This window comes from Maribacter sp. (genome assembly GCF_049667165.1).
Classification (GTDB): Bacteria; Bacteroidota; Bacteroidia; order Flavobacteriales; family Flavobacteriaceae; genus Maribacter_A.
In genome coordinates, this window is the sequence record NZ_JBATHS010000036.1 from 1 (window position 1) to 7047 (window position 7047).

General features: G+C 39.1%; 7 protein-coding genes. All 7 read left to right on the forward strand.

All coding sequences use genetic code 11. The features are described from left to right. The coding region (locus WBM98_RS01860; protein ID WP_424364324.1) for a DUF1566 domain-containing protein at positions 1 to 626 on the forward strand (626 nt) is incomplete at its 5' end. Between the two features lie 297 nt (positions 627 to 923). Then, positions 924 to 2387 carry a CotH kinase family protein gene (locus tag WBM98_RS01865; protein WP_424364325.1) on the forward strand — a complete coding sequence of 488 codons (1464 nt, stop codon included), beginning with the start codon at positions 924 to 926 and terminating at the stop codon, positions 2385 to 2387. 112 nt (positions 2388 to 2499) lie between these two features. Next, positions 2500 to 3612: a sensor histidine kinase gene (locus WBM98_RS01870; protein WP_424364326.1), complete on the forward strand. Its 1113-nt coding sequence runs from the start codon at positions 2500 to 2502 to the stop codon at positions 3610 to 3612. Further along, positions 3609 to 4325: a LytR/AlgR family response regulator transcription factor gene (locus WBM98_RS01875; protein ID WP_424364327.1), complete on the forward strand. Its 717-nt coding sequence runs from the start codon at positions 3609 to 3611 to the stop codon at positions 4323 to 4325. The genes WBM98_RS01870 and WBM98_RS01875 overlap by 4 nt, the downstream gene beginning before the upstream one ends. 286 nt (positions 4326 to 4611) lie before the next feature. After that, positions 4612 to 5181, forward strand: a complete 570-nt coding sequence (locus WBM98_RS01880) for a Crp/Fnr family transcriptional regulator (RefSeq protein ID WP_424364328.1) — start codon at positions 4612 to 4614, stop codon at positions 5179 to 5181. 85 nt (positions 5182 to 5266) lie between these two features. After that, positions 5267 to 6640 carry a TolC family protein gene (locus WBM98_RS01885; protein WP_424364329.1) on the forward strand — a complete coding sequence of 458 codons (1374 nt, stop codon included), beginning with the start codon at positions 5267 to 5269 and terminating at the stop codon, positions 6638 to 6640. Between the two features lie 22 nt (positions 6641 to 6662). Next, a partial coding sequence (locus tag WBM98_RS01890; RefSeq protein WP_424364330.1) for a biotin/lipoyl-binding protein occupies positions 6663 to 7047 on the forward strand: 385 nt, incomplete at its 3' end.

Consider the following 7047-nt stretch of genomic DNA (forward strand, 5'->3'; position numbering starts at 1 on the left):
ATCAGAACGAGCAGGTGCAAGGTGATCCATATTGGATCGTCAACGACTGGACTGGGCACATCAAAGCTATGAGTGGTGCTAGATATGTACGTGCTGTTCGAGGAAATACAACCTACGGCATCAATGAGTTTGTTGATAACGGAGACGAAACGGTTACCGATCATGCCACCGGTTTAATGTGGTCACAGGACGACAATGGTGAGTACTTATACTGGAAAGAAGCTCTAGCCTATGCAGAAGCTGCTACTGTTGCTGGCTACGATGATTGGCGTTTACCTAATATTAAGGAATTGCAAAGTATTGCCGATAACTCGGTAACAGAAATTCCTGCTATGGATACAAGCGTATTCAACCTTACAGAGGTCACAAATATAGTTGATGGAACCATTGAACAAGTTAATTATCCGTTTTACTGGTCAAGTACGTCCAATCCGATTCAAGGTGGTGAAACCGAAGATGGAGGTACCATTTATGCTTGGATATATGCTTCAGGATATAATGTAGATATGCAAGGTTATGACTTGCATGGTGCAGGTTCAGTAGTTTTTGTCTCCAAAACGGAAGAAAATTCTGGCATCGAAGACTCGGTTCCTATCTTCATAAGATTGGTGAGAGATGCTGATTAAATATAATTGGTCAGGGATATAAATTGATGCCTATGGATAAATAGAATTGTTTGGTTGAGTGAGTTATGAAATGGTCGTTCCAAAATTGGGCCGACCATTTTTTTAGATACCACTTAAATTTTAATCGGTATATGAATTCAAAAACCCCTATTTGGCCAAAAATCTTGTTTAAAGAATCAATCGGTTCATAGATAAAAACCGGGCATACGTTGATTTTGATTTTTATTGGGTCAAACCTGTCCTTTCTTTGGTTAAAATTTAATTAAAATAAGATCAATAACGTTAAACAATGTAATTATGAAAAAGGGAGCATTAAAATTTTCGACCTTTCTAAGTATTTTATTCCTGTCAACAGCTTTATTTCTAGGCTGTTCTGATGATGACCCCATTGAAACCGATGATGACACGTCGGTCGTCGATGATGATACTTCTACAGACGATGATGACACAACAGTTGATGATGCCGATTTCGTAGCGACCGATTGGACCACAGAGACCCATAGTAAAGATGCCGACCCTGATTTTGATGAGGTTTTTGATAATACCACGGTAAAAAGATTTGATTTTGTGATCTCCGAAGAAAACTGGCAAGCCATGTTGGACGATATGACGGATCTTTACGGCACTTTAGGTGCTTCATCCGGTGGCCCTGGTGGTGGTGGCGGATTGATCGATGTTGATGAAGACCCGATATTTGTGCCAGGGGATGTATTCTACGAGGGAAAACAATGGTATAAAGTAGGCTTGCGTTTTAAAGGAAACTCCAGCTTACAAAGTGCATGGCAAGCCGGTATTCTAAAACTGGCCTTTAAAATGGACTTTGACGAATATGAAGATGATTATCCACAAATTGATAATCAACGTTTTTATGGCTTTAAAAAATTCAGCCTTAAAAATAATTATGCCGACAAATCCTTTTTAAGGGAAAAAGTGGCTGCAGACGTATTTGCAAATGCAGGTCTGGCAATGTCCAATACCGCCTTCTATACGCTGTACGTGGATCACGGGGATGGCCCCGAATATTTTGGATTGTACACGTTGGTAGAAGAAGTTGATAATACAGTTATCGATACCCAATTTTCCAGTGATGATGGAAATCTATACAAACCTGAGGATTACGGGGCAAGTTTTGCTGAAGGTACATTCAATGAGGATGGTTTTGAAAAGAAAACAAATGAGGATGAACTCGATTGGTCAGATATACAGTCGGTGTTTACTGCATTGCATGATGATTCCCGAACCACAGATCCCGAGGCATGGAGAGCAGGTTTGGATGCTGTACTTGATACGGATGTGTTCCTTCATTATTTAGCTGTGAATACGGTGATTCAAAACTGGGATACGTACGGCGTAATGGAACATAACTATTATCTTTATAATAACCCTGATAATAGCCTGCTTACATGGATTCCTTGGGATAATAATGAAGCACTGCAAACCGGTAATATGGGGGGTTCATTACCCTTGGATTTTTCAGGATTGAACGCCTCGGAATGGCCATTGATCGGGTATTTATATAACGATGAGGAGTATAAGGCAATTTACGATAATTACGTACAGGAAACCATTAATGGCCCCTTTGAAACATCCTATATACAATCGATCTATGATACTTATTCATCATTGGTTGAACCTTATGCAACAACGGAAGTTTCAGGGTATTCATTTTTAAATAACAGCAGCGACTTCTATCAGGCAATATCGACACTTAATCAACATGCTGCAAGCAGGGCTTCGGCAGTCAGTCAGTATTTGGATTAAGCCATGACAATATGCCCCAGTATTAATATCTTTGTTCGCAGTACACAATCCGTTACCACGAACAAAGATATTTTTTTGGATTATCTGATGATTAAATACTTAATTTTTACAAATGAAAGCAAGCGGACAACAGTATAATTTCAAATATTTTGAGCCCTTCATCATTTTTACCTTTTGGATCGTTCTGTTTGCTTCCCCTTTATTGTTCGGTCAGTTTGAGAATAAGGTCGAATGGGACCATGTTTTTGATATTTGGAAAAACCAATTGCCTTTATTGGGATTGTTTTTGGCCCACCGGTTTATATTGATGCCCTTATTATTTTTCAAAGGGAAGAAAAGCCTCTATTTTATAATCACCATCGTCATAATCATAGCTTCCGCAGCTTTTATATATGCTTTGGATGAAAGACAGGTCCAACACCCGCCAATGCCTCCACTTGATAGAATGGAAAGATCTATGGAAGCCCCTCCACAGGATTTGTTGGAGAGCGAACTTCCACCGCATATAAGACCGGATCAAAATAGCCGTGGCCCGATTCCGGCCTATGCCAATTTTTTGATATTGGCGGTATTGTTGGTCGGTTTTGATGCCGGTCTACAATTATCGATGCGCTGGTTGGGCTTGGAACAGGAAAAATTCAAACTTCAAAAGGAAAATGTTGAAAATCAGTTGGCTTTTTTAAAAAACCAGGTGAGTCCCCATTTTTTCATGAATACGTTGAACAATATCCATGCCTTGGTCGATATCGATGCTGAGGAAGCCAAGCACTCCATAATAAAGCTTTCGAATTTGATGCGGCATTTGCTGTACGATTCTGAAGAAAATTTGACTCCCATTAAAAAGGAAGTGGAATTCATACAAAGTTATATCGAACTCATGCGGCTTCGGTTCACCGAAAAAGTCAAAATTGAAGTGGATATCCCAAGTGAAATCCCCGAGGCATCCATTCCACCTTTATTGTTCACTTCCCTATTGGAGAATGCCTTTAAACATGGGATTAGTTATAACAAAGAATCGTTCATACATATCTCAATGTCTTTTGCCAAAAATAAATTGAACTTTACGATTGAAAATACCAATCATTCAAAAAAAACAGAGGCCTCCTCGGGTATTGGTATTGAGAATACAAGAAAACGATTGGATCTGTTGTACAAAAATGACTATGAATTGGACATTTCCGATACAAGTGAAAAATATGCCGTAAACTTAAATATTCCGTTATGATCCGTTGTATCGCCATAGATGATGAACCCCTGGCATTAAAGCAAATTGCCAGCTACATTGAAAAAACACCTTTTCTCGAGGGCACAGGCCAATTTGAAAGTGCATTACAAGCGATTACCTTTTTGCAGGAAAATGAGGTCGATTTGATGTTCGTCGATATCAATATGCCTGATTTAAGCGGGATGGATTTTGTAAAATCTTTGAATAATCCGCCGAGGGTGATCTTTACCACGGCTTACAGTGAATATGCCTTGGAAGGGTTTAAGGTCGATGCCGTTGATTATTTATTAAAACCGATAGGGTATAGCGATTTTCTGAAAGCTGTTGAAAAGGCAAAGACAAGGATCCAACCCAAAGAGGGTTCTACGACCGAAGTCCATAGCGATGATAAATTCCTTTTTATCAAATCGGAATATAAAATACTGCGTATCAACTTGTCCGATATAAAGTACATTGAAGGCATGCGTGAATATTTGCGTATTCATCTGCAATCCGAGAAACCAATAATGACCTTAATGAGCATGAAGAAGATGGAAGAATTTCTGGCGAAGACCACCTTTATGAGGGTTCATCGATCATTTATAGTAAATCTCGATAAGATAACGACCATTGAACGCAACCGTATCGTTTTTGATAATAACGTCTATATCCCCATTAGCGAACAATACAAACCAAAGTTTCAGAAATACTTGGACGACAATTTTTTGGTTTGAAAACTGGAAGCCGTACTTCATCGAATTCAACTCAAAATGATAAGTTTTTACGAATTAGGTAAAGATTGTCTTGCATGTGCAACGCTGAATGGGCGCCAAGAGGGCATATACTCTGGAAATGAATTAGACAATCGATAGATGTTATAGAATACCCCCATTTTGAAAAACGCTAATGTTTTTAGTCTAGTGCCCGGCTTGTATAGGTTGATAATAGTATTAAATATATATCGCTAAATTAGCGCATACCTTTCTTCGGCTTTTATAGTTCAATCGCAAAATAAGATGTATGCTTACTGATTTCCTAACATCCTTAGTACCATTCTCCCATGATGAGCTCAATGACATACTCTCCCATTTTGAAAAAGAATACGTCGAAAAAAATCGGATATTGATTAAAGAAGGTCAGATCTGCGATAAACTGTATTTCGTAGAACAGGGCATTGGAAGAAGTTATTACCTAAAAGAAGATGGAAAGGAAATAACACAATGGTTCTTCGGTGTCGGAAATTTCATGTCAAGCGCGGATAGCTTCTTTCAGCAAAGCCCTAGCTTTTACTATTTAGAGATTTTGGAGGATTCGATCCTATATAGCATTTCCAAAGAAAAAATGGACTTATTATTGGTGAAATACCATAAAATGGAAAAACTTGTAAGATTATTGTCCATAGAAATGCTAACGAAAATCGTACATAAATTGAATGCCGTTCAATTTCAGACCGCAAGCGAGCGATATGACTACATGCTCACCGAATTTCCGGATATTTCTCATCGTGTTCCCTTAGGCCATATTGCCTCTTACCTAGGGATGACCCAGGAAACCCTGAGTCGCATCAGAAGGAATGATCACCTTAAATAAACGTACGCTTTACTTTTTGACATAGGTCAAAGGAAAATAATCCTATCGTCAGCAACTTTGTATTGTAATTATAAAACCATTTACAATGCAGTTACACTTACCAAGGCTAAGTATGCTATGGATTGCCTTTGCATGGTTAGTACCATCAATAGCCATAGCTCAGCAATTGGATCCCGTTCTTAAGGAACTTATAGGCAAAGGGCTCGAAAATAGTCACAGCGTCAACATCAATGATTTTAATGCAGATCAAGCAAAAGTCGATCAAAAATTGGCAAAGTCGGTTTTCTTGCCAAAAGTTACGCTTAATGGAAGTTTTACAAGGCTCGATGATGACATCTCCTTTGATGATGACACGCAAAATCTATTGATCGCAACACAAAAATTGCTTATTAAAGAAGCGGTCGGTATTCCTTTTAATGATCCCTTTCCTGAAAGCATTCCTTTAACAGCCATTTCTAATTTGCAGAACAAAAACATCCTGAAATCATCCATGGATGTAGATTGGGTCTTGTTCAGTGGACTGGAAGCCAGCAATGCCCTTAAAGCAAGTAAACACCAAGAGGCTTCCTTGAACTACGTTGGGTTGGCCGAAAAGGATAAAATAGCCTTGAAAATCATTGAGACCTATGATAAACTTGCCTTGGTTTATGCCTCTAAACGCGTGCTATCCACCTCCGAAAAATACTTGAACGAACAGGCATATTACGTAAAAAAAGCTATCGAAAATGGGTTGGCAACCCCTATTGGCCGTAAAAAAATCGAATTGGCACAACAACAGTTGGCAACAAAACAACTGGAGTTTGATCATAATAAAACCTTATTGATAGAGGTACTGCACCAACTCACCAAGGAAAGTATAGAACGTTTAAGTGCACTCGAGCCCTCATTACTGCCTTTTACGACCGACTCCCTATCGGGTGCTGAAAAGCGCAACGAAATCAAAGCTTTGGAGGAGGCTGAAAAAGCGACCCTATATAAATCCAAAATGGAAAAAAGCAATTTTATACCCAAGCTTGCCTTAAAAGGGCACTATGAATTTATAGAGGATGATCTATCCTTATTGGACCCCAAATGGTATGTTGGGATGGGTGTAAAATGGAACGTGTTCGATGGGAATCAGTCACGTTTGAAAAGTAAAAAATCCATAATTGAAAGCAAGAAATATAGGGAACAAATAGAAGATGCCGATGAAATGATCACCCTAAGCATTATCAAGGCGGAACTGGCTTATGAATCATCCCTTCAAAATACCAGAATGGTCCAAAAAGAAATTGAATTGGCGAGCGATACGTATGCAATGATCAATAAACAATACAAAAACGATTTGGCCTCAATAAATGACGTGCTCGATGCTTTAAACGATTTGGAAAAAGCCAATTTTAAATTGCAGGAGTCTTTCTTCGATCAACGAAGAGCGGTCACGGAAGAACTTCATGCCAAAGGAATACTTACCTACTAAAACAACTAAAAGAACTAAAAAAATGAATGTATATAGAAACCTGTTTATCAGCTGCATCACAATGGTTGCTTTAAATTCTTGTGGAAACGATACGTTGATCACCCCCTACAGAGGCAAGGTAAAATTTGAAACCATTTCAGTAAGTAGCAAGCTAGCCGGAAGAATCAGTAAAATTTATGTTGAAGAAGGCCAAGCCGCAAAAAAAGGGGACACGCTGGCCTTGCTTGATATTCCGGAGATACATGCAAAAATGATGCAGGCAGAAGGTGCGGTTACAGCTGCGAAAGGGCAATTGGATATGGCTTTTAACGGCGCAACCGCAGAGCAAGTAAACCAAATCACCGGGCAAATAGATGCCGGGAGGGCACAATTGGATTTTGCTCAACAATCCTATAACAGATTGCAGG